Genomic DNA, 19,620 nt, shown 5'->3' with positions numbered 1-19,620 from the left:
TCGCGGCCTAGGATTTCCATTAACCGGTCCAACCCACGGGGACCAGTGCAATGCAGTGGTCCATTGACGCAGCTGGGGTGAGCCCTAGGCGCTGAGCAATCTCGCGCAACGCAGTAGACCCAGGTGACTGTAGGCCTGGGGATGGTTGCCGAGTGATCGTTCGGCGATGGGGTCGTATTCCTCACTGAGCAGTCCGGTGGGGCCTGCGGCGCTGACGAGCTGGGCGAACAGTGCTTCGGCCTCGGCGCGTTGTCCCACCAGTAGGTAGGCCTCCACGAGCCAGGCGGCGCAGAGATGGAAGCCGCCCTCGCCGCCGGGCAGGCCGTCGTCGTGGCGGTAGCGGTAGACGGTCGAGCCGCTGCGCAGTTCGGCTTCGGTGGCAGTGACGGTGGCCGCGAAGCGGGGGTCGGCCGGGTCGATCAGTCCGGACAATCCGATGAACAGCGTCGCGGCGTCGAGGTCGGTGCCGTCGTACGCGGCGGTGAAGGACTGCACTTCCTCGTTCCAGCCGTTGGCGAGTACTTCCTCGCGGATGGTATCGCGCAACGATGCCCAAACGGGTTCTGTTGTACGACCGAAGGTTTCGGCCAGACCGATGGCGCGATCGACGGTGATCCAACCCATCACCTTGGAGTAGACGTGGTGCCGGGGGTTGTCTCGAATCTCCCAGATGCCGTGGTCGGGCTCGAACCAGCGACGCTCGACGGCCTCGACCATGGCGCGGACGAGTTCCCAATCGTCGTCGGACAGGCCGTTTTCGGAACCCTTGGCCTTGCGTGCGTGGGCGAGGGCGGAGACCAGTTCGACGATCGGGCCGAAGACGTCGAGCTGAACCTGTTGATTCGCAGCATTTCCCACGCGCACCGGACGCGAGCCGGCATAGCCGGGCAGCTCGTCGATGACAGCCTCTGGCGGTAGCCCGAGACCCCAGATGGTGTAGAGCGGGTGCAGACGCTCGGGGCCGGAGACCGACTCGAGTACCCCGTGGATCCAGGAGAGGTAGTTCTCGGCCTCGGCCGTCGACCCTACGTCGACCAGCGCGGCTGCGGTGAGTGCGGCGTCGCGCAGCCAGCAGTATCGGTAGTCCCAGTTGCGCACTCCGCCGATGTCTTCGGGTAGCGAGGTGGTGGCTGCGGCCATGATCGAGCCGGACTCGGCGTGGACGAGGCCGCGGAGGGTCAGTGCCGATCGCTTCATCAGATCGCGCTTGAGCGGCGGCAGGTCCAGGCCGTCGGCCCAGTCCTTCCAGTACGCCTCCGACGCGCGGCGACGCTCCACCTCGTCCCACGGGTGCTCGCTCAGATCGTCTGTGCCGAGCCGCAATTCGAGAACAATCGGCCCGTTCGACGGATCGACCTCGGCGTGCGCGGCCTGCTGCGAACCGTCGGAAACGATGTTCCAGGTGACGCCGGGACTGCGCAGCACCATCGGATCTGCCGTACCGAGAATGCGCAGGCCGTCGACATCGGGTTCGAGTGAGGCCCAGGCTTTTCCGAACTCCGGACGCGGCGCGAACGTCACCACGGCGGTGGCCTTGCCGGTGATGACGCGGGTCAGCGCGGTCTGGCCCTGGCCGATATCGTGCGGCAGATAATCGGTGACCTGCAGGCTGGCCCACTTGGTCTGCACCGTCATCGTGCCGTCCACGTACTGCTGACTCAACGGAAGCGATGCGCGGGTGGGTCCGACGCTGAAGTGGCCTGCCTGATCGCCGCCGAGCAGATGTGCGAACACGGCTGCAGAATCGGGTTCGGGGTGGCACAGCCAGGTGACGTCGGCGTCGGGGGTCAGTAGGGCAACGGCATTGGGGCTGGCCAACATCGTCAGTCGTTCGATGCGCGGGGCGTCGGCTCCCGAAAGCCACTGTCGTCGCTCCTCGAGCAGGAATGCCAGGGCGAGCGCGACCTGCTCGGTGCTGTCGATGCGAAATTCCGCGAGCGTGTCTCCCGGTCCGATCTTGACGCCGATGTCCGGCCCGTGCAGGTGTCCGAAGGCCTTCTCGTCGGTGACGTCGTCGCCGAAAAAGACTGCGGCAGTAGCGGCTTCCTGGTGACGAAGGATGTCGAGGGCGACACCCTTGTCGGTGACGATGACTGCCAGTTCGATGACGGATTTGCCCTCGGTGACCTGAACGCCGTCCCGCGCCGCCGCACCGGATCGCACTGCTGCGAGCGCTTCGTCACCGGCGGCGGTCTCGGCGTTGCGGACGTGCAGCGCGACGCTGGCCGGCTTGGTCTCGATGCTGACGCCAGGATGGGCGTCGGCGATGGCCTGCAGTTCGCCGGTGATGACGGTGAGGAGCTTCTTGGCGTCGTCGTCGATGGCGTTGACGAACCCGGCGTCGAACTCGCTGCCGTGGCTGCCCACCAGCTGTACCTCGGACGGCAGGCGCGAGAGGATCGCGAGATCGCGGAGGGCACGTCCGGAGATGACGGCAGCGTTGGTGCCGGCGAGGGAGGCGAGGCCGCGCATGGCGCTGACCGACTCGGGGTGCGGGAAGGCCTTCTGCGGGTCGGAGACGATCGGCGCCATGGTGCCGTCGTAATCGGACGCGACGAGCAGACGCGGAGTACGAGCTACTCCAACGAGCGCGCGGCGAAGTTCGAGCGGCAATTCGAGAGCAGTCACCCGTCGAATCTAGGCGATGAACCCCGCCTCGGCGTACCTGGCTTTGTGCGCGGGATGTATCACTGCTGGTCGGGGACCAGACCGGGCGACGGAGTCACACCGGAGGCCGCCGACATCGAGGCGGCGGACTTGGTGACGATGGCCAACATGGCTCGCTGGGCGCCGTCGGCGTCGCCGGATTGGATCGACGACGCCACCACGCCGTGCAGTCGGATCGCCTCCGGGTCGGCTTGGCGCGACATCAGGGCGTGGCGGGTGCGGCCCGCGAGCACCTCCACCACGATGTCGGACATCGACCGCAGCATCGGGTTGCCGGAGGCCGCGAGCAACGTGCGATGGAAATTGCTGTCGTGTTCGAGGTAGGCGTCGGAGTCGGCGGCCCGGGACGTCGACGACATTCCGATGACGGCGGCCGTCAGCGCGCCGCATTGCTCGGGTGTTGCTCGATGCGCAGCGAGCTTGGCTGCCAAAGGTTCGATGCCCGAACGTAATTCGCTGAGCAGCAGCAACTGCTCGGCGCGGGCAGGCCCGGCCAGTTGCCAGCGGATGACCACCGGGTCGAGGGAGTTCCAGTTCTGCGAGCCCTGCACGGTGATCCCCACGCGTCGACGCACGGTGAGCAACCCCAGCGATTCCAGGACGCGAACCACTTCCCGGACGACGGTCCGCGACACGGTGAACCGCACGGCGACGTCGTCGGCCGAGATTCGGGTCCCGCTCGGGATCGCGCCGCTCACGATGTCGCGACCGAGCTCGTCGAGCACCGAATCGTGCAGCTGGCGGAAGTCGCTGGTCTCGCTCATGTCCGGTCGATCGTCCCACGGGTCGCCCGGTTTCTCGCGTCTGTCCGATCCGCGCGAGCGTGATGGAGCAGTATCGAGGGATGGCAGCACAGACGACAGGCAGAGCACATCATCCGGTTCTCGTGGTGATGGGAGTGTCCGGATCGGGTAAATCCACAGTGGCGGGCATCCTCGCCGGAGCATTGAAATGGGACCTGCAAGAAGGCGACGACCTGCACCCGGACGCCAACGTGGCGAAGATGGCGTCGGGTCAGCCACTGACCGACGAGGACAGGTGGCCATGGCTCGACGTGATCGCGGAGTGGATCACCGAGCACACCTCCACCGGTCGATCGGGAATCGTCACGTGCTCGGCACTCAAGCGGTCGTACCGAGACGTGCTGAGCGCCGCATCGAGGGACGGGGCCGAGGTGATCTTCGTGCATCTGGCCGGCACCAAGGACCGAATCAGCGGACGCCTCAACGCTCGAATGGACCACTTCATGCCGTCCTCGCTCCTCGATACCCAGATCTCGACCCTCGAGCCACTCGGTGACGACGAAAACGCGATCGTCGTCGACATCGGACCGCCGCCGACCAAGATCGCCGAGCGCATTCTCGTCGAACTCGAAAAGCGTGCGGGCATGTCGGAGAGTCACTGATCGCCGTTTCGTATCTGCCACTGGGGATCAATGTGATTTCCAGTCGGTCTGACTGCGGCAATGCGACATTCATCCGGGCCTGGGGCCGCAAACGGGGCGCAGATCTGCTGACGGCTGTCCTGAACGTGCACATTTCAAGCAAGCGCGCTTGCTTTTAAGTACTACGAATGACCGAAAGGACTTGTAAAAGTATGACGAATGCGAGATAGTGAGCTTGTTCACTTTTTCAGTGAGGAGACAGCTCATGGTGCGAGGCGCACCCGCCAGGCCGGTCCAACTTCCCGTTCCCAACGCTGACGTCTGGGACTGGCAACTCGACGGTCTGTGTCGCGGATTGGACTCGTCCGTGTTCTTCCATCCCGAAGGTGAACGAGGCCGCGCTCGCCTCTCGCGTGAGAAATCCGCCAAGCAGGTCTGCGGCCGCTGCCCGGTACTCGAACAGTGCCGCCAGCACGCCCTCGAGGCGAATGAGCCCTACGGCGTATGGGGCGGAATGTCCGCACACGATCGCGCCGACTTCTACCGTGGAGCCGTTCGTACCGCTTGATCCCTGAGCGGCCTCGGTGCGCTCGCATGCGCCCGGGAAGAATCGTTCATCGTCGGACGCTAGATCCGCCGTGTCGGTACTGCGCCCTCGACTCTCGCCTGCCGTGGACTTCATTTCCGGTGGCGACGTCGGCCCCGAGGGCTCGGCCGATGTCGCATCTCGTGTCGGCCACTTCCGTTTGAATTGCCACATGCGTTTCGTGACCGATCCCGATGTTCTGCTGAATGTGTTGCGGCGCAATCGAAGTCGCCGGTCGCCTCGATCTCGGTCCATGTCCGCCGGTCGTGTGGCAAGACGACGGTCGGTGATCCTTTCTCGCGGTTTCGGAAGCATTCGCAGAACGTGGGTGCGCGGGCATGGTCGTTCGGCACCCACTTTTTCCTTGCGGGATCGAGCCCGGTGTGCAAATGTAAGTGGGCGCTCACTTACATTCGGAGGAATCATGATCGTCAGCACGGAAACGCTCAGACGGGAGTTCGGCTCCCTCGCCGCAGTCGATGACCTGAATCTGCAACTGCCTGCCGGCGGGGTGGTCGGACTGGTCGGCCCCAACGGTTCCGGAAAATCCACCCTCATTCGCATGCTTCTCGGACTGATCGCTCCGACCGGCGGCTCGGCGTCCGTACTGGGCGAGAGCATCGAGCGTCCCAGTCGATACGCCGGAAAGGTCGGTGCGCTGATCGAAGCACCCGCTTTCGTTCCTGCACTGTCGGCCCGAGCCAATCTCGGTTCCATTGCTGCACTGCGAGGAATCCCGCGATCGCGGGTGAACGATGTGCTCGACATCGTCGGCCTGGCAGGGCGAGGGTCCGAACCCGTCAAGCGATTTTCACTCGGCATGAAGCAGCGCCTGGGCATCGCCGCGGCACTTCTGCCCGACCCGACCCTGCTCATTCTCGACGAGCCGACCAACGGGCTCGACCCAGCCGGAATCGTCGAGATCCGAGCACTGCTGCAGAGACTGGGAACGGAGGGCCGCACCGTCGTGGTGTCCTCACATCTGATGACGGAAATCGAGTCCATCTGCTCGTATGTCGTGGTGATCCGCTTCGGTGTCCTGATGTTCTCCGGGCCCATCTCGGAGCTGATGGAACGCGCCGACACCACTGTCGACATTGCAGCCGAACATGACATCGACACCTCGAGACTGCGTGATGCACTGACCCGAAACGGATGGACAGTGTCCCCGAAATCCGCTGAAACGTTGAGTGTTTCGGCCGGAGCCGCGGATGCGGCGAGGATCAACCGCGTTGCCGCCGAAGCCGGAGTGACACTGCGAACGCTCGCCGTGCACAGAGACAGCCTGGAAGCGGTGTTTCTGGCCATGACCGGTTCGGACGACGGAGAACTGGCTCGAGACCGCGACGCTGCCCTGAGCGGACGCGACACGGCTGGAGCGCGACGATGATCGGCGTCGTGCGCAGTGAATCGGTACGCATCGGTCGGCGTGGCATCGTCCTCGGGTGGCTCGGACTGACAGCCGTGTTCGCAGTGTTGATCAACTTCGTCATGTTCAACGTCGTCCCGCAGGACGGCACCTCGATGACGGACGGTCCCGGCGTGGCGTTCCCCACCGCCCAGACGCTGTTGTCCGCAGACGGGATCATCGCCGGACTCGGTGCCGCAGCGTCGTTCTTCGGGGTGGTCACTCTCGCGTTCTGGGCACTGGCGACCGCAGGCGACTACAGCACGGGACTGGTCCGCATCCTCGTCGCCGCAGAACCACGCCGATGGCGACTGCTCCTCGGCAAGTGGATCGCCCTCGCCGCCGCCACGGCTGCCGTCAGTGCAGCTGCAACCGTCGTCAACGTCGTGGTCGCACCGATAGCCGCGCAGGCCGGAGGATACGCGCCCGACGCATGGAGCGATGGCACCGTCGGCGTGGTGCTCACCGCGTACCTGCACCTGTATCTCTCGCTACTCGTGTGGGGGACCCTCGGTCTGGCACTGGCCACCTTCACTCGCTCCGCCGGAATCGCGATCGGAGTAGGAGTCGGTTACGTCCTGTTGGTCGAGGCCATCATCGCTGCGGTCGCCGGTGACGCGGCGGACTGGCTCCCCGGGTCGGTCCTCACCGCTCTCGCACAGGGCGGAAACGCCGCAATGACACTGGCGGTGGCGTCCATCGTCGGCGCGGCGTACGTAATCGTGGCGCTGTCGGCGTCGTTCACGGTGTTCCGACGCCGCGACATCACCGACTGAACACCGTCGACGAGGTCCGCGGAATCGAACACGGGAGAATGAGGGCATGCAAGAGCGATCCAAGCGCACCCAGGACGCGTTGATTCATGCCACGACCGAGCTGGTGGCCGAGGTCGGCTATCACCGGGCCACCACCAGAGCAATAGCCGAGCGCGCAGGAGTGTCCGAAGGCACCATCTATCGACACTTTCCCGACAAGCAAGCACTGTTCGCAGCGGCAGTACTCGCAGGTCAGCGTGAGGTCACCGAATGGATGGCGCAACTACCCGGGCGCGCCGGGACGGCACCCATCGTGGACCTGCTCGAGGAGACGTTCACCCAACTCTCTCGACTTCGAGAGGCTGTTCTCCCGATGAACGACGCGGTGCCGGTTGCCCGGCCGAATCTCACGGCCGACCAGCTCGAGGAAAAGGTGCGCGAGGCGGGCGGTCCACCACTTCTTCTCTCGGATTACATCGCAGCAGAGAGCAGTCTCGGAAACCTGCCGGAGACACTGGATCCGACCCGGACATCAGTGATGATTCTGTCGTCTTTCCTGGGCGTTCAGACCAGCCCCCTCGCCGGTACCGACGGGCTCGACGACAGCGACATTCGGGGCTTCGCCGAATTCGTCGTGCACGGTCTCGTCGCGGAAGCTCGCTAGCCGGCTTCGACCACACCGAACTTGTCGGTGGGTTCGTGTTTCATGACGATCCATGAACAAGGTCCTGCGCGCGACGCTAGTCAGTGCGGTCGTCATCACCACCGTCATCGGAATTGCGTCCTTCGTGCTCAGTTTCGCTGCACTGTGGGATCTGGCCACGATGGCAGGCGTTCCACGCTCGCTGTCCTGGCTGTGGCCGGTGATCGTCGACGGCACCATCCTGCAGGCCACGATCTCCGTGATCGCGCTGGCCCAATTCGAAGATCAACGCAGTGGTCGACGCTTCTTCTGGGGTGTGTTGATCACGGCAGCTCTGGTGAGTATCGGCGCAAATGCCATGCACGCCTTCATCTCCGACGCAGGCACACTGCATCCGGCCCTGTCGGCGGCCATCGCAACCGTCGCTCCGGTGAGTCTGTTGGCCGCAACCCACGGACTCGGCATCCTCGTTCGGGTACCGGCGGAACTGCCGAAGACCACAGACGAAGTACCCGCCGTAGAGGAGGTGGCTATTGTCCCGAGAACAGAACCCGTGACACCTGCAGCCGAACTCACCACCCCGGATATACCGGCACCCGCGCCGACAGAGCACGTCGAGTCGGTCCGCGTCGAGCCGGTCCGCAACGAACACCGCCCGCCCGAATCCCCGGTCATCTCGGTGCGCACGGTCGAACCACTCGACGAGGTCGATCGTTGGATTCTCGACGAGGAACGGGTGGACGATCTCTATCCCGTCGACGCCCCGTGACGCCCGGTGGCACCATCGAAGGATGAGTACACACTTGCCGAGATCCGTTGTTTCCGAGAAGCCGAAGCCGGGCCAGGAATCGGTCTGGGATTACCCCCGTCCGCCCAAGCTCGAAGCCTCGAACCGTTCCCTCGTCGTCCGGCTCGGCGGCGAGGTGATCGCCCGCACGACCGCCGCGTACCGCGTGCTCGAGACGAGCCATCCGCCCACCTGGTACATCTCGCCTGCAGACGTCGTTCCCGGCGCGCTGACCCCCTCGGCGGCCCGCTCGACGCACTGCGAGTGGAAAGGCGCAGCGACCTACTGGGACGTCCACGGTGGAGACGCTGTCGCAGAGGCCGCCGGGTGGAGCTACGAGAACCCAACCCCTCGGTTCGCCGAGATCGCGGGTTACCTGGCGTTCTCGCCCAGCCGCCTCGAGTGCGAGATCGACGGCGAAGCGGTCCGACCCCAGGAAGGCGGGTTCTACGAGGGCTGGATCACCGACGACGTCGTCGGTCCGTTCAAGGGAATCCCGGGCTCCTACGGGTGGTGACGCCCTAACCGACCGGCAACTCGGCGCGGGGGATGATCTGAATCGAACTCGCCGCGCCGGGGTCGCTGCCGGTCACCAGCACGTCGCCGTTCCGCGGATCGACCGCCACCGAGTTGGCCTGCGTCACCGTCGGAACATCGCCCAGGGTTCGCGGAGCTGCGGGATCGGATACATCGACCACCCGCAGTACGTTCGACGCGGTCAGTGTCACGAACAGCAACCGACGTTCGAGATCCACGGCGAGCCCGTACGGGTTACCCGGTGCGTCGATCGATGCGATCTGACGAATGCCGCCGGCGTCGTCGACCGATGCGAGCAGGACCGTACCGCCGTCGGTGTCGGCGAACCCGGCCACCGTCTGATTCACCGTCACCGCGTGGGTGAGCTTGACGCCGATCGGAGCCTGCGACACCTCCTGCTGCGTCGCGCCGTCGTAGACCCACACACCGTTGCCCTGCACATCCGCGACGGCCGCGAACGGACCGAGAGCGGCAGCGCCGCCGGGCTGGACAGGGCCCGGCGGTAGTTCCGACACGATTGCTCCGTCGCGCAGGAAGATCACTCCGCCACCCATCTCGTTGGTGGCCACGACGGTGCCGTCGGAGGTCTGCACCGCATCGTGTGGTTGACGGCCGACGCCGGTGGCGGTCGACAGAATCGCGCCGTCGGCGAGTGAGATCTCGAGCAGTTCGTCACTGCCCTCGAGCGGAACCAACACCGGGCCGTCGGGACCGGCCAGTGAGAGATGTCGCGGCGCACCCGTCGTCGAGACCATCTGGCGCACGGCACCGGTGGCCGCGTCGAACAGCACCACGCCGTCGGGCTCCCGCACCCCGGCAGCAGCGATCCCGGACGATCCCACCACGACACCTTCGGGTGCACCCGCAAGAGGAACGACGGTACCGATCGGGTCGGCCGCATCCGGGGCCTGTGCGGGCTCGGCCGCCGGAGTGGTTGCCGGAGTGGTCGGTTCGGTCGGGGATTCGGCCGCAGAGCAGCCGGCGACGAGCAGGCAGACAGTGGCCGCCGCGACCAGGCGCGCCCTCATCGGCGGTACTGCTCGAAGTGCAGGGCGTCGTCCAGTGGACGGCGGCTACGCCAACCGAAGCGTTCCAAATCGGGTACCTCCTGAAACGATTGGACCGGACCCACACAGAGCCAGGCGATCGGGCGGACCGGTGCGGGGATGTCGAGCAGTTCGGTGAGGTATGCCTCGTCGTAGAACGAGACCCAGCCGACGCCGACGTTCTCGGCTATCGCTGCGAGCCAGAGGTTTTCGATGGCGAGGACGGCGGAGAACAATCCGGTGTCGTCGACGGTGTCGCGGCCGAGGACGTGCCGACCTCCACGGTCGGGATCGTAGGTGACCACCACCCCGGTTCCACTGGTCTCGATTCCCTCGATTCTGATGGGGTCGAACGTCTTTCGTCGTTCGGCGTCGAGCTTGTCCGCGAAATCCTGTCGGCAGCCGGCCACGTGGGTCGCGAATGCGCTCAAAGTATCGGGCTTGCGGACGACCACGAAGTCCCAGGGCTGGGTGTTGCCCACGCTCGGGGCTTGATGCGCCGCTCCGAGGATTCGTCGCAGAACGTCGTCGTCGACGACGGTTCCGTCGAACTCGGCGCGGACGTCGCGGCGAGATCGAATCGCGGCATACACCGACAGGGCTGCTTCGGTCATGATATCCGTTCTCCTGTAGCAGTATTCAGATGCGCGTTCAGTTCGGCGACGAGGGCGGGTAGTCGGTCTGCCGAGGTGGGACGGCCGAGGTGGTAACCCTGCGCTCGTCCGCACCGTAGTTCGCGCAACGCCGTCATCGTCACCTCGTCCTCCACTCCCTCTGCCGTCACCGACAATCCCAGCGTACGGGCGAGCTCGACGGTCGATCGCACGATGGCGGCATGCGCCGGGTTGTGTGCCATGCCGCCGATGAACGTGCGATCGATTTTCAGCTCCTGAACCGGCAATCGCTCGATGTAGGCGAGCGAGCTGTAACCGGTTCCGTAATCGTCGATGGCGACCTGCACGCCCATCGCATGCAGTATCGACAGCGTCTCGGTCGCGCCGATCGGGTCGGTCATCGCCGAGGTCTCGGTCACCTCCACGGTCAATCGGCGCGGTGGACAATCGAATTGCTCGAGCGCCGTACACACCTGCTCGATGAGGGTGTCGTCGAACAGGTTTCGGGTCGAGATGTTGACGGCGATGCTCAGCTCGAGCCCATCGGCCATCCACTGCCTTCGTTGGGCGAGGGCCTGGGTGAGGACGTAGCTCGTCAACGGCCGGATCAGTCCGGTGCGTTCGGCGGTGGGCAGGAATGTGCTGGGGGACAGGACGGTGCCGTTCGGATGATGCCACCGCAGCAGTGCTTCCACGCCGACGACGGTCATCGTCGTGAGGTCGATCTGCGGCTGATAGTGCAGTTGCAGTTGATCCGTCTCCAGTGCCGTGGTGAGTTCGCCGAGCATGATGAGCTGCTCGCTCTTGTCCCGGTCCATCGACCGGTCGTAGTACGCGACGCGAGACTGGGCGGCTTTCGCGGCCTGGACGGCGAGGTCGGCGCGCTGTACGAGGCGATCGGGTGTCGTTTCGTCCTCACCGTCGCCGAGAGAATTCGACGCGACTCCGACGCTCGCTTCGATCAGCAGGGTCATGTTCCCCACCTCGAAAGGAGTGGCGAACAGGAGCTGAATCCGGTGCGCCAACGCGGCCGGGTCCATCGACTCCGATGCGCCACACAGGGCGAACTCGTCACCGGCCAAGCGCGCCAACAGAATCGAGTCGTCGGCGACGCCTCGCAGTCGCTCGGCGACCACCACGAGGACCTGGTCGCCGAGGCCGCGTCCGAAGGTGTCGTTGATCTCCTTGAATCGGTCGATGTCGACGGTGAGCAAGGTCGACTCACCCGCATTGCCCCAGAGTCGATGCTCGAGGGCGCGTAGGTTGGCCAGTCCGGTGAGGTGATCGGTATCGGCGACGGCACGGAGCTGGACGGTCTGAGTGTGCAACAACCGCAGCAGATCGGTGATGCGGAGCATCACCAGGACCACCAGTGCGAGAGCGCAGAGCAGCACCGCCCATCCCCACTGGGCGATCGGCTCGTCGCGAACGACCTCGATGAACATCACGATCGGCGCAGTCAGGGTGGCCGCGGTCAGCACGACGACCGTGGGAGTGGTGAACGACGCCATCAGGTGGGCGTCGGATTCGATGTTCGGGTTGGTGATGCGCCGCATGGACGGGTGAAGGGCGGCGACCCCGATGAGGACGTAGGACATGATCCATCCGACGTCGAACACAGACCTGTCGGACGAGGAATCGGAGACGATCGCGAAGTTGTTCACGGTGTCGGTGACCACGAGCAGCGCTACGGCCACGGTGAGGAGCCGGTAGGACAGGGTCCGCCACTGCCGTGAGCCGACGAAGTGGGCCAGCAGTCCCAGCAGAAAGATGTCCATCGCGGGGTACGCGACGTCGACCAGGCCTGCGGTTCCGGAGATGCCGCCTCCGCCGAGCGACGGCTGCACGGCGAACACCCATGTGAGCAGTCCGAACGCGACCATGATGATGGCGCTGTTTGCCACGTGGCCGCGTTCGCTTGGTCGCCACTTGTGGCGAGCGAGAAGGAACAGGCCGAAACCGTAGACCGGATAGCCGACGAGGTAGATCGCGTCCGCCGGCGACGGGTAGGGGACACTGCCCTGGGTGATGTGGATCCACTCGTAGACGATGTCGCCGATCACCCACAGGGCGGTGCCCATGGCGATGGCCAGCCAGGCCGTACGGTTGCGGGGCCGGTGCATCCTGGTGCCGACGACGGTGGCGGCAACGGCGGAGGCTCCGACGAGGACGAAGACCGACTGGCCCCAGACGGTGGTCGGGACAACGAAGTAAGCGGCGCAGCCGACTGCGCCGAGCGCTGCGTACCACCGCCACCAGGCCGTCACGATTTTCTCCAGCCGTTCACGCCGATCCGACGGCTTCAACAATGGCACACGACCGTGACGTCGGTCACCCGCACTGCTCGTCCGGTGACAGAATTTTGCCTCACCGCTACAGTGTAGAAGCGGTACGAAACTGTTTCGATTCGATGAGGTGGCACGCATGAACAGCGACGCTCCACGTCGATCGAGGGTCAGTGCGGAGCGCGAGGAAGAATTTCTCGACGCTGCACTGATGTGTCTCGGCGACGTCGGTTACGACTCGCTGTCGATGGATCTCGTCGCCGAGCGAGCGCAGTGCAGCAAAGCCACCCTGTACCGGCGGTGGTCGAGCAAAGGGGAGATGGTGATCGCCGCCATCGAATCGGTCGGCCCGCCGCCGTTCGCCGGAATCGATACCGGGACTCTTCGCGGCGATCTGGTGGAGCTGATGCGCCGGATCTCCGAGGGGGCAGAGCACGATCGACGTTTTGCCGCGGCGATTCACCATGCGGTGATGGTCGACGAACAGTTGGCGGCAGCGGTGCGAAGAACGCTTCTCGAACCCGAGGCTCGGTTCCTGGAATCCGTCGTCGTTCGTGCGGTGCAGCGGGGGGAATTGTCGAGCAGGCCGAGATCGGCAGACTTTCTGCAATACATGGTGTTCAGCGCAATCATGACGGGTCCGTTGACGGACGCCGAGCCTTTGGATTCGGAATACCGAACGCGAATAATCGACGAAGTAATTCTGCCGTCACTTCGCTCGACGATGGATTGACGGTACGTACACGTGCGCTTACGCGTAATCGATTGATGCACAACACAACCGAAGAATCGAACCGACCGACGTCCGAGTGGGACGCCGGGTCGTGTGCGTTCGAAATTCGATCGCTGCCAGCAAATGAACGGCTGAATTGGCAGGAAACTGCCAGCTTCTGAGGTGGAATTTCCGTCGCAGCTGTCTCTAGGGTTAACGGCATCCGAACAAACGGTAAACAGCATCGGTTGCGGATGTCGGCGCGCGGGTCACGTGCTCCCGGTGACCGGTGCGGAATTCGAATCGACTCGATCGGAATGCAATGAATTTCAACATTCAAGACCTGAGCGGAACGTTCTCGACGTTCGACATCGTGGTGTCTCTGACACTGTCGTTCGTCCTGTCGGCGATCATCGGCTGGGTCTACCGACTCACCCACAAGAACGTCTCGTACAGCCAGTCCTACGTACAGACCCTCGTCACGGTGGGCATGGTCATCAGCTTGATCATGCTGGTCGTCGGATCGAACGTGGCACGGGCTTTCGCGCTCGTCGGCGCGCTGTCCGTCGTCCGATTCCGCAACGCCATCAAGGAAACTCGCGACGTCGGGTTCATCTTCCTCGTGATGGCGATCGGCATGGCCACGGGAACTCGGTTCTACGTACTGGCGATTGCGGCCACGTTTGCGATCTGCCTGGTGATGGTGGTGATGAGCAAGTTCAACTGGTTCAAACTCGATGTCCAGCGCCAGGTCGTCAAGGTGCAGGTGCCGCCCGACGCCGACTACACCGATCTTGTCGAAGACGTACTGATCAAGTACTGCAAGGAATTCGAGCTGGTCAGTACCGAATCGGTGCGATCGGGTGCGTTGACCGAGCTCTACTTCACGGCCCAACTCAGATCCGGGAAGAAACCCGGCGAGTTGATCGCTGCTCTCAGTGAGGTCAACACAGGGCAACGGGTCTCGGTACTCACCGGATACGACCAGACGGACATCTGATCGTGACCGACCCGAACACGAACTTTCCCTCGGCCCCGACAACCCTGCGAAGGAGGCTCGTCCACCGAGTACCGCGGACGGTGCGGCAGCACTGGAAAATTGCTGCCACCCTGCTGGTGTTCGTCGTGGTGATGGCGACCGTGTTCGGGTCGACCCGGATCCGCCCGTACATCACCGGTGATGCAACCGTGATCGCCTCCGAGATCACCGAGAACGTCCAGGGCACGGTCGATCTGTTCGATACCACTGTGTCGCGCTCCATTTCGATCGACGTGGACGCCGGCGACTACCAGACACTGAAGGACTCCTTCCAGAACGAAGGGGTCAAGGAGTCGGTACCCGCAGACATCACCATCGACGGAACCCTGATCACCGACGTCGGGATCCGATTGAAGGGCAACTCCACACTGGCAACTCTCAGCAGCGACGACGGCTCGATGCCCGGCCGCGGCGGAGGTAACGCCGGGACATCCGGTCGACCAACACCTGCAGAGGGTGCGGCGATGCCGGAGGGTGCAGCGATGCCGGAAGGTGGGGCCATGCCCGAGGGTGCGGCGATGCCGGAGGGTGGGGCCATGCCCGGCGGTGCCGGGATGAATATGTTCGGCGAGCCGCTCAGTTTCGATGCGCCCGAGGATCTTCCGTTTCTGATCGACTTCGCGGAGTATTCCGAGGGGCGGGCCTATCAGGGGCACACCACGCTGTCGCTTCGGCCGTATACGCCCGCGTTGAACGAGTCGGTGTCTCTTGCGATCACCGAGGCCTCGGGCCAGGCGACCCAGGACTTCACCTACACCACGTACTCGGTGAACGATTCGGCCGAGACGACGCGGCTGGTAGTCGTCGCTCCCGACGACGACTACGCCAACTCTCTGGAGGACGGCGACGGGGTGCTGTACAAGGTCGGTGCCGAGGCCAGTTTCACCTACGAGGGAGACGATCAGACGACGTACGCCGAGCAATACACCCAGATCAACGCTCTCGGCACCGCGGACCTGCAACCGATCATCACGCTGTTGAAGTGGCTCGACGGTGCCGATCAGGCCGAGTTCGATGCGCATCTGGCCGACTATGTCGATGTCGACTCACTGGCGAATTACCTTGCCCTGCAGAACTTGCTGGGTAACGGCGACGACATGGGCGGCCCGGGAAAGAACTTCTACCTGTACTACGACCTGGACTCGAAGACGTTCTCGGTGGTGTCGTGGGATCTGAATCTGGCTCTGAACTCCGATTCCACCGCCGGTGCGAACGACGCGGTGTCGATGATGCCCGGCGGCGGAGGGGCAGGTGGCGGTGGGATGCCGCAGATGCCCGAGGGGTTCACCCCGCCGGAGGGAATGGAGATTCCGGAAGGCGGGGGGATGCCCGAGGGCGGCCCGATGTTGGGTAATTCGCTCAAGGACATGTTCCTGGACTCGACGGAATTCACCGACGAGTACGACGCCGCCTTCCGCACGATCTACGACGAGCTGTGGGCGAGCGGCCGAGTGCTCGACATCGTCGACGACGTTGCCGCATCCGTTCCGACGTCGGCGGCGCTCACTCAGGAGGAGATCGACGCCAAGGCTGCGGAATTGAAGTCACGGCTGCAGATTCGCACCGATGCACTCGCCGACGATCCTGTCGTGACGGGATCGTCGTGATGTCCCGGCGGTCAGCGCAGGGTCAGGGTGTCTGCCGGGGAAACTTCGCGGCGAGGATCGCGCAGCGGCAAGCCGTTGATCAGGACCATTCCCTCCATCACGAAGGAGGCGGCCTGCGACAGCGTGCGCGCAGTGCCGGTGGCGACCAGCAACTCGGGAACAGAAGTTCGACCGTTCATGAACCGATGCTGCTCCCGCGCGGTGACCGCCGACGCTCGATCTCGTGGCGGGTAGGCGACGGTCGGGTGAACACTCGGAGACGACGCGTGGGCATGATTCTCGCGGGGTGCGGGGTCCTCGCGTCGTGTTCGGCAACCGAGCTCGCGGCTGTCGAACCCACGACCGCAACAGCACCGTTCGCAACCTGGTGCACCCCCACCGACTCGGGCCTGTCCGAGTTGTCGGGCCTGGCGTGGAGGGGCGATACCGGCTACGCGATCGGAGACCGCGGCAGCGACGACCGGCTGGCGGTGCTGGACCGGGCATGCGAGGTGACCAGGTGGGTCGACGTCGGAGTCGAGACGGTCGACGTCGAGGACATCGCCGTCGACAGCGCGGGGATCGTGTGGCTCGCCGACACCGGTGACAACGACAACGACCGCGACAGCGTCACGTTGATCGGCGTCGACGTGGCCACCGACCGGCGCACCTCGATCACGATGCGCTACCCCGACGGCGCACACGATGTCGAGGCGTTCGCTCTGACGCCCACCGGGCAACCGGTCTTGATCACCAAGGTCTCGGGCGGTGCGGCCGCGTCGATCTACAGCAGTGACGAAACCATCGACACCACAACGACATCCATCGATCTGGTCCGTTCCGGAACGGTGTCTGCGACTGCGCCGGACGGGTCGAGCAGACCGATCACCGGTGCAGCCGTCGATGCCGACGCCACAGTGGGGGCACTGCGAACCAAGAAGGATCTGTTCGTCTTCGAAATCGCCGACGGTGATGTGGCCGCAGCCTTCTCGGGCGCTCCCGCCGGTGTCTTCGAGGGACCCGATCAACCACAGGGCGAGGCCGTCGCCTACACCGACGCGGGTGAACTGCTGATCGCCTCCGAGGCGGACGGGGCCGCCGAGTTACCCCCGATCGTGTTCGCGGAGCCGAACTGAACGCGGCGTCGCCGGACCATGCACACCCACCGAAGGAAGGTTCGATCCATGTATCTGTTCGACAAATTTCGACCCAAGGCCGCTTTGGAGAAGCAGGGTGCGTCGCCGGAGGACCTGAACACCGAGCCCACCGGTTATCAGCAGACCGCCAGCAAGCTGCACTCGTTCAACAGGTACGAGATCAAGTACTTCGTCGCCGAAGCCGACGTCGCTCAGGTTCGTGAAGAGTTGACGGCGCGGATGGACACCGATCCGTTCTCGCCCAAGGGTGGCTACCCGGTCACCTCCCTGTACTACGACACCACCGACCTGCGGTTCTACTGGGAGAAGATCGAGGGCCTGAAGTTCCGACGCAAGGTTCGGGTGCGGCTGTACGGGGCACCGTCCGAATGCACGGACGACACACCGGTGCAGATCGAGATCAAGCAGCGCGTCAACAGAGTCACCCAGAAGCGTCGAATCTCGTTGCCCTACGACGTTTCTCAACGGTGGTTGAACGGCCGTGAGGAGATCGAGTGCGATCCGAGCCAACGCCCGTTCGTCAACGAGGTCAGCACGTTGATCGCCAATCTGGATCTGCGCCCGATGGTCACCACCGGTTATCTGCGCGAGGCGTACATCGGTCGTGAGGCCGACCTCGGTCTACGGGTGACGATCGATCACAAGGTGCACGGCCGGGATCGCGACTTCCGATTCGATTCCGGTGCCCAGAACCGTTTCATCATCCCGCCCAAGCTGGCGATCCTGGAGATCAAGGCCAACGAGCGAGTGCCGTACTGGGTGACCGACATGACGGCACGGATGAACATGTCCGTCATCCGAGTCTCGAAGTACTGCCAGTCCATCGAGGCGTTCGAGATGGCACCACGATCACGCGCCGGTGCGCCCGAACTGGTCCTGCCCGCCGATGCCGACCACCGCGTGCCGTCGGATCTGCTCGAGCCCTACGCCGGCGCTCGCCGGTAGCCGCACCATTCAGGAGACGAAAGATGTTCGCACGCTTCAAACCCAAGTCCGTTCTGTTCTACGACCTGTTCAACTCCTCGGCTCAGCTGTTGGCCACCGGAGCGAAGACGTTGACCGAACTGCTCGAATCCGCACCGGAAATCGATGCGGTGGCGCGTCGAATGGTCGATCTCGAGCACGAAGCCGACAGCGTCACCCACGATCTGTTCCGCACCTTGAACTCGAGCTTCATCACCCCGTTCGATCGCACCGACATCTACGTCCTCGGCTCGAGCCTCGACGACGTGATGGACCACATGGAAGCGGCGACACATCTGCTCTCGCTGTACCGAATCGACGAACTGACCCCGCACATGCACGACATGATCGACATCCTCGACCGGTCGGCCAAGGTCACCGCGGATGCAATGCCGAGGCTGGCGTCGATGAAGGATCTCGAGCGCTACTGGATCGAGATCAACGAGCTCGAGAACCGGGCCGATCATGCCTATCGGACTTTTCTGGCGGATCTGTTCGACGGCCGATTCGACGCATTGACCGTGATGAAGCTCAAGGGAGTGGGCGACGAACTCGAAGATGCCGCAGACGCTTTCGAGAAGGTCGCGCACGTCATCGAATCCATCGTGCTGAAAGAGACGTGAGTGCGCGGTGGTAGCACTGGTTCTGGTCATCACCCTTGCGATGGCGTTCACCTTCACCAACGGCTTTCACGATTCGGCCAATGCCATCGCGACGTCGGTGTCCACTCGCGCACTCACCCTGCGGACGGCGCTCGTCATGGCCGCGGTGGGGAATCTGCTCGGTTCCTTCTTCGGTGCGAAGGTCGCGTCGACGGTGGGGGAGGGAATCATCGCCCTCGACGTCGGATCCGACGCGTTGCTCGTGGTCGGGTGCGCCCTGGTCGGTGCCATCGTCTGGAATCTGATCACCTGGTGGTACGGGTTGCCGTCCTCGTCCTCGCACGCATTGGTCGGCGGCATGGTGGGAGCTGCACTGGCCGGCGGAATGACGGTGCTGTGGGGAGGCGTCGCGACCAAGGTGATCCTCCCGATGATCGTTTCTCCTGCAGTCGGTTTCGTGCTCGGAAGCGCCGCGATGGTGGCCATTCTGTGGATGTTCCGACGATCGTCTCCCAGTGCCACCAGCCGCGGATTCCGCCGGGCACAGACGTGCTCGGCAGCGGCCATGGCTTTCGGACACGGAATGCAGGATGCAGCGAAGACGATGGGCATCGTGGTGCTGGCGTTGGTCGTATCGGGCAATCAGGCCGACTACACGATTCCTCTGTGGTGCTACTTCCTCACCGCGACGGTGCTGGCGGTCGGAACGGCGACCGGTGGGATGCGGATCATGCGCACCCTCGGCCGCAAGATCATCGAACTCGACCCACCCCAGGGGTTCGCCGCGGAGGCGACGGGGAGTGTCAGATTAACGGTGGATCCGACCTTGGCGTCGGTTAGTTTCCGTTC

General features: G+C 64.3%; 20 protein-coding genes. 14 read left to right on the top strand and 6 right to left on the bottom strand.

Features of this window, described 5'->3' with window-relative positions:
* Positions 1-84: 84 nt before the first annotated feature.
* Positions 85-2,628: a trehalose-phosphatase gene (otsB, locus tag QM590_RS24695; RefSeq protein WP_269596720.1), complete on the bottom strand. Its 2,544-nt coding sequence runs from the start codon at positions 2,626-2,628 to the stop codon at positions 85-87.
* A gap of 59 nt (positions 2,629-2,687) precedes the next feature.
* Entirely contained in the window at positions 2,688-3,431 is a 744-nt protein-coding gene (locus QM590_RS24690) for a FadR/GntR family transcriptional regulator (protein ID WP_037190693.1), read from the bottom strand.
* An 80-nt stretch (positions 3,432-3,511) separates the two neighbouring features.
* Here QM590_RS24690 and QM590_RS24685 point away from each other — a divergent pair, with 80 nt between their 5' ends.
* The 7 genes from QM590_RS24685 (at position 3,512) to QM590_RS24655 (ending at position 8,747) form a co-directional block, all read left to right on the top strand.
* On the top strand, positions 3,512-4,072 hold the full coding sequence (locus QM590_RS24685) for a gluconokinase (protein WP_068053791.1): 561 nt from the start codon (positions 3,512-3,514) through the stop codon (positions 4,070-4,072).
* Positions 4,073-4,316: 244 nt separating this feature from the next.
* Positions 4,317-4,619 (top strand): WhiB family transcriptional regulator, encoded by a 303-nt coding sequence (locus tag QM590_RS24680; RefSeq protein WP_269596721.1) that lies wholly within the window; start codon positions 4,317-4,319, stop codon positions 4,617-4,619.
* A 442-nt stretch (positions 4,620-5,061) separates the two neighbouring features.
* A complete protein-coding gene (locus QM590_RS24675; RefSeq protein ID WP_269596722.1) occupies positions 5,062-6,027 on the top strand; it encodes an ABC transporter ATP-binding protein in 966 nt (321 codons plus the stop codon).
* Positions 6,024-6,821 (top strand): DUF2705 family protein, encoded by a 798-nt coding sequence (locus QM590_RS24670; protein ID WP_269596723.1) that lies wholly within the window; start codon positions 6,024-6,026, stop codon positions 6,819-6,821. The genes QM590_RS24675 and QM590_RS24670 overlap by 4 nt, the downstream gene beginning before the upstream one ends.
* Positions 6,822-6,867: 46 nt before the next feature.
* On the top strand, positions 6,868-7,464 hold the full coding sequence (locus QM590_RS24665; protein WP_269596724.1) for a TetR/AcrR family transcriptional regulator: 597 nt from the start codon (positions 6,868-6,870) through the stop codon (positions 7,462-7,464).
* A 52-nt stretch (positions 7,465-7,516) separates the two neighbouring features.
* Positions 7,517-8,212 carry a DUF2637 domain-containing protein gene (locus QM590_RS24660; protein ID WP_269596725.1) on the top strand — a complete coding sequence of 232 codons (696 nt, stop codon included), beginning with the start codon at positions 7,517-7,519 and terminating at the stop codon, positions 8,210-8,212.
* 22 nt (positions 8,213-8,234) lie between these two features.
* On the top strand, positions 8,235-8,747 hold the full coding sequence (locus QM590_RS24655; protein ID WP_269596726.1) for a DUF427 domain-containing protein: 513 nt from the start codon (positions 8,235-8,237) through the stop codon (positions 8,745-8,747).
* Between the two features lie 4 nt (positions 8,748-8,751).
* On the opposite strand, the gene QM590_RS24650 is transcribed toward QM590_RS24655, so the two are convergent.
* The 3 genes from QM590_RS24650 to QM590_RS24640 are packed head-to-tail and all read right to left on the bottom strand — an operon-like array spanning position 8,752 to position 12,694.
* On the bottom strand, positions 8,752-9,795 hold the full coding sequence (locus tag QM590_RS24650; RefSeq protein WP_269596727.1) for an NHL repeat-containing protein: 1,044 nt from the start codon (positions 9,793-9,795) through the stop codon (positions 8,752-8,754).
* Complete coding sequence (gene bluB, locus QM590_RS24645) at positions 9,792-10,427, bottom strand: 5,6-dimethylbenzimidazole synthase (RefSeq protein WP_269596728.1); 636 nt, start codon at positions 10,425-10,427, stop codon at positions 9,792-9,794. Before bluB ends, QM590_RS24650 begins: the two co-directional genes overlap by 4 nt.
* Positions 10,424-12,694 carry a putative bifunctional diguanylate cyclase/phosphodiesterase gene (locus tag QM590_RS24640; RefSeq protein ID WP_269596729.1) on the bottom strand — a complete coding sequence of 757 codons (2,271 nt, stop codon included), beginning with the start codon at positions 12,692-12,694 and terminating at the stop codon, positions 10,424-10,426. The genes bluB and QM590_RS24640 overlap by 4 nt, the downstream gene beginning before the upstream one ends.
* Before the next feature lie 157 nt (positions 12,695-12,851).
* On the opposite strand from QM590_RS24640, the gene QM590_RS24635 reads away from it, so the two are divergent.
* The 3 genes from QM590_RS24635 to QM590_RS24625 all read left to right on the top strand — a co-directional run bounded on the left by QM590_RS24635 (position 12,852) and on the right by QM590_RS24625 (position 16,070).
* A complete protein-coding gene (locus QM590_RS24635) occupies positions 12,852-13,445 on the top strand; it encodes a TetR/AcrR family transcriptional regulator (RefSeq protein WP_269596730.1) in 594 nt (197 codons plus the stop codon).
* Positions 13,446-13,746: 301 nt separating this feature from the next.
* On the top strand, positions 13,747-14,424 hold the full coding sequence (locus QM590_RS24630) for a DUF4956 domain-containing protein (RefSeq protein ID WP_037190487.1): 678 nt from the start codon (positions 13,747-13,749) through the stop codon (positions 14,422-14,424).
* Between the two features lie 2 nt (positions 14,425-14,426).
* Complete coding sequence (locus tag QM590_RS24625) at positions 14,427-16,070, top strand: CotH kinase family protein (RefSeq protein ID WP_317814088.1); 1,644 nt, start codon at positions 14,427-14,429, stop codon at positions 16,068-16,070.
* 11 nt (positions 16,071-16,081) lie between these two features.
* On the opposite strand, the gene QM590_RS24620 is transcribed toward QM590_RS24625, so the two are convergent.
* On the bottom strand, positions 16,082-16,249 hold the full coding sequence (locus tag QM590_RS24620) for a S4 domain-containing protein (protein WP_176460421.1): 168 nt from the start codon (positions 16,247-16,249) through the stop codon (positions 16,082-16,084).
* Positions 16,250-16,336: 87 nt separating this feature from the next.
* Here QM590_RS24620 and QM590_RS24615 point away from each other — a divergent pair, with 87 nt between their 5' ends.
* The 4 genes from QM590_RS24615 to QM590_RS24600 form a co-directional block, all read left to right on the top strand.
* A complete protein-coding gene (locus QM590_RS24615) occupies positions 16,337-17,185 on the top strand; it encodes a hypothetical protein (RefSeq protein ID WP_269596731.1) in 849 nt (282 codons plus the stop codon).
* Between the two features lie 48 nt (positions 17,186-17,233).
* The gene (locus QM590_RS24610; protein ID WP_269596732.1) at positions 17,234-18,151 is read left to right on the top strand and encodes a polyphosphate polymerase domain-containing protein; all 918 of its coding nucleotides are present in this window, start codon (positions 17,234-17,236) and stop codon (positions 18,149-18,151) included.
* Positions 18,152-18,174: 23 nt separating this feature from the next.
* Entirely contained in the window at positions 18,175-18,792 is a 618-nt protein-coding gene (locus tag QM590_RS24605) for a DUF47 domain-containing protein (protein ID WP_094687770.1), read from the top strand.
* Between the two features lie 7 nt (positions 18,793-18,799).
* Positions 18,800-19,620: inorganic phosphate transporter (locus QM590_RS24600; RefSeq protein WP_269596733.1), on the top strand; the 821-nt coding region annotated here is incomplete at its 3' end.

The organism is Rhodococcus sp. IEGM 1372 (assembly GCF_030056835.1).
In the GTDB taxonomy this organism is placed as follows: Bacteria; Actinomycetota; Actinomycetes; order Mycobacteriales; family Mycobacteriaceae; genus Rhodococcoides.
This window is presented reverse-complemented; position numbering and strand designations above follow the sequence as displayed.

Coding starts and splice junctions, on each gene's coding strand:
- QM590_RS24670 (WP_269596723.1), top strand. CDS start 6,024: ATGATCGGCGTCGTGCGCAGTGAATCGGTACGCATCGGTCGGCGTGGC.
- QM590_RS24630 (WP_037190487.1), top strand. CDS start 13,747: ATGAATTTCAACATTCAAGACCTGAGCGGAACGTTCTCGACGTTCGAC.
- QM590_RS24620 (WP_176460421.1), bottom strand. CDS start 16,249: ATGAACGGTCGAACTTCTGTTCCCGAGTTGCTGGTCGCCACCGGCACT.
- QM590_RS24690 (WP_037190693.1), bottom strand. CDS start 3,431: ATGAGCGAGACCAGCGACTTCCGCCAGCTGCACGATTCGGTGCTCGAC.
- QM590_RS24655 (WP_269596726.1), top strand. CDS start 8,235: ATGAGTACACACTTGCCGAGATCCGTTGTTTCCGAGAAGCCGAAGCCG.
- QM590_RS24675 (WP_269596722.1), top strand. CDS start 5,062: ATGATCGTCAGCACGGAAACGCTCAGACGGGAGTTCGGCTCCCTCGCC.
- QM590_RS24685 (WP_068053791.1), top strand. CDS start 3,512: ATGGCAGCACAGACGACAGGCAGAGCACATCATCCGGTTCTCGTGGTG.
- QM590_RS24665 (WP_269596724.1), top strand. CDS start 6,868: ATGCAAGAGCGATCCAAGCGCACCCAGGACGCGTTGATTCATGCCACG.
- QM590_RS24605 (WP_094687770.1), top strand. CDS start 18,175: ATGTTCGCACGCTTCAAACCCAAGTCCGTTCTGTTCTACGACCTGTTC.
- QM590_RS24650 (WP_269596727.1), bottom strand. CDS start 9,795: ATGAGGGCGCGCCTGGTCGCGGCGGCCACTGTCTGCCTGCTCGTCGCC.
- bluB (WP_269596728.1), bottom strand. CDS start 10,427: ATGACCGAAGCAGCCCTGTCGGTGTATGCCGCGATTCGATCTCGCCGC.
- QM590_RS24635 (WP_269596730.1), top strand. CDS start 12,852: ATGAACAGCGACGCTCCACGTCGATCGAGGGTCAGTGCGGAGCGCGAG.
- QM590_RS24610 (WP_269596732.1), top strand. CDS start 17,234: ATGTATCTGTTCGACAAATTTCGACCCAAGGCCGCTTTGGAGAAGCAG.
- QM590_RS24680 (WP_269596721.1), top strand. CDS start 4,317: ATGGTGCGAGGCGCACCCGCCAGGCCGGTCCAACTTCCCGTTCCCAAC.
- QM590_RS24660 (WP_269596725.1), top strand. CDS start 7,517: ATGAACAAGGTCCTGCGCGCGACGCTAGTCAGTGCGGTCGTCATCACC.